This window comes from Escherichia sp. Lx600-2, assembly GCF_036662595.1.
GTDB lineage: Bacteria > Pseudomonadota > Gammaproteobacteria > Enterobacterales > Enterobacteriaceae > Escherichia > Escherichia coli.
In genome coordinates this window covers 1-2882 of sequence record NZ_JAYQWM010000178.1, presented here as the reverse complement: position 1 = coordinate 2882, position 2882 = coordinate 1, and the positions used below count along the sequence as shown (strand labels likewise).

The 2882-nt window shown below is 43.5% G+C and carries 1 protein-coding gene; it reads left to right on the top strand.

Features of this window, described 5'->3' with window-relative positions; all coding sequences use genetic code 11:
* Positions 1-154 precede the first annotated feature (154 nt).
* A complete protein-coding gene (locus OQV04_RS24010; protein ID WP_198860877.1) occupies positions 155-2719 on the top strand; it encodes a fimbria/pilus outer membrane usher protein in 2565 nt (854 codons plus the stop codon).
* Positions 2720-2882 lie beyond the last annotated feature (163 nt).

Below are 2882 nucleotides of genomic sequence, written 5' to 3'. Positions count from 1 at the left end.
AAACTATTTAGCGAAACAAATGAAGTTCACTCGCAAGCTGGAAAAATAGAATGGCGATTTACCGATGAATATTTAATGGAATTACCTCCTCAATCCATAGAATAAACATCGATTGAAACATAAATAACAAGAATAAATAACGAAAGGTGATGCAGTGAAAGGGATAAAAATAAAATTAATTGCATTAGAGGTCTTTATTTGTTGCTATGCAATGGCCCCCTCTTTTATGCATGCCGAATCGTATTTTGACCCCGGCCTATTAATGCACGGCAGTGGGATAGACGTTTCTCAACTCGATTTAAATGACTTTGCGGATAACAATACATTAACGCCCGGCGTCTATGACGTGGTCGTTAATGTTAACATGATCCCGTCAGGGGAATTTAATCTCGCATTTGAAAAACAGCAAGATGGTCATGTTGCCCCCGTCTTTACAGTCGGCGAACTGAAAAAACTGGGTGTTAATACGGCATCTCTGCCCAAGTTAAGAGATTTGAGTGAAGACACGAAGATTGAAAACTTATCCAGTTACATTGCCGATGCTGCCATCACCTTTGATGTACAAACGCTGACGGTGAATTTATCCGTCCCTCAAATTGCCATGGTGCCAAACTTTGCAGGCTATGTACCGCCTGAATTGCGCGATGATGGTGTTACTGCGTTAGTGATGGACTATGTCTTTAACTACAGTAATAACCGCCAACTGGGCAAATATCACCAAAAAGCAGGAACCAGTGATTCTCTGTTTAGTAATATCAATGCAGGGATCAACATGGGGCCATGGCGCCTAAGAACGAGTTATTTATATAACTACAGTAAAAGCAGTGGGTCTTCCAGCACAAGTGACTCCAACTTTTCCAATACTTATATCTATCGCACCATTAATGCGATTAAATCAACGCTAAAAGCCGGGGAAATCTCGACAGGCGGGAATATTTTTGACGCCATTCCTATGAAAGGCGCCACGCTAAAATCAAACCCTCAGCTTGACCCTAGCAGTATGCAAGGGTTTGCACCTATAGTGGAAGGGGTGGCGAACACCAATGCGACTGTCACTGTGCGCCAGAACGGCAGTGTGGTCTACCAAACTTTTGTGGCGCCTGGGCGTTTTATTATTCGTGACATCCCTGCCAGCGGCTTAGCCGGGGATATGGAAGTCACGGTTGAAGAAGAAAATGGCAAACAAACTGTTTTCACTCAGGCTTATTCCTCGCTGCCAATGATGGAGCGCCAAGGCGCTTATAATTATGAAATTTCCGCGGGTCGTTACAATGGCGGAATTGCCGTGGACTCTGAGCGGAAAAACTTTACGCTTGGTTCCTTCAGCATCGGGCTACCACATAACATTACCACCTATGGTGGGGTGTTAGTTTCTAATGGGTATAACTCCTTTGTGGGTGGGGTCGGCTTATCGTTGGGTGTATTAGGGGCGTTATCTACCGATATTACCCACTCGGATGCTCGATTTTCAGGGAAAAGCCTCAAAGGGCAATCCTATCGTATCCGTTACTCAAAAAGTTTGTTGTCAACAGGGACCTCATTTGACTTAACGGCATTACGTTATACCTCTGAGAACTTCTATTCGTTCTCAGATTACAATAATGCCGGTTATGCGATTAAAGATGACTTAGCGCCTTGGACGGGAGCGCGTCAACGTTATAGTTTCCAAACCTCAATTAACCAATCTTTTGACTCTTATGGTTCCCTTTCTTTAAGAGCGTCAAAAAATACTTATTGGGGCGGCCAAAACTCAAATACCTCGGTTGGGATGTCTTATAACAATAACTATAAAGGGGTTTCTTATAGTCTCAGTTATATGGTTGACCGCGTGAAGAGCTATAACAATACTTGGCCTGAGAACCGCGTGGTTTCCTTTGATGTGTCTGTGCCGCTCAGCTTATTGACGAACAGTGAAATGGCACAAACCATGAGCGCGCGTTATGGGGTCAGTGTAGATCAGCACGGTGAAACTCGTCATCAAGTAGGGTTAACTGGTAGCGCGATGAATAGCCGCTTTAGTTATGGTCTTTATCAGAACTATGACAGTTATAATAACAATTACGGGGGAAGCCTGAATGGGACTTACTCCGCGAATAATGCAACATTATCAGCCGGTTACAGCTATTCAGATATGAGTCGCTCAATGAACGGTACCCTAAGTGGCGGTGTAGTTGCGCATTCAGATGGGGTCACATTATCGCCAAACGTGGGGGATACGATTGCGATTATCACCGCAGAGGGGGCAAAAGGGGCGTCATTATCCTCTGGCGCGCAATTTGACCGCTTTGGGAATGCCATTATTCCTCAGTTATCCAGTAACACGGCTAACCAAATTGCGGTTAATGTGAACACATTACCGGATGATACGACCTTTAAAGACACCTCGATGATGGTATATCCAACGGAAGGGGCGGTTATTAAGCGTAGGTTTAAAACCAAAATTGGTTATCAAGCGATTATTAATCTGAAAGCCACGGGGAAAATCCCACCTTTTGGGGCGATCGCGACGTTAGTATCAGAAGACGATGAAAACGATATCAATACCGGAATTGTGGGTTCAAATGGCCAACTTTACATGAGTGGGTTACCAAATACTGGTCGTATTAACGTTAAATGGGGTGGTCAATCGGGTCAGTGTACCATTAACTATTCTGCATTAGACACGATTGCAGTTACTGCAGATTCGCCAGTAAGAACTTTAACGGCGGAATGCCAGTAGTCAGACGGGCTAAAAAGACACATTATTATTTATTTTTTACCTATTTTTTGCTTATGTTCATTCATCGATACTAAGCAAAAGATAGGTAATTTTTTTGCTTTCATTAAATTGTCGGGCTAACTCACAAAAAACTCTCTTTAACTCCCCCATCGCACTATGATCT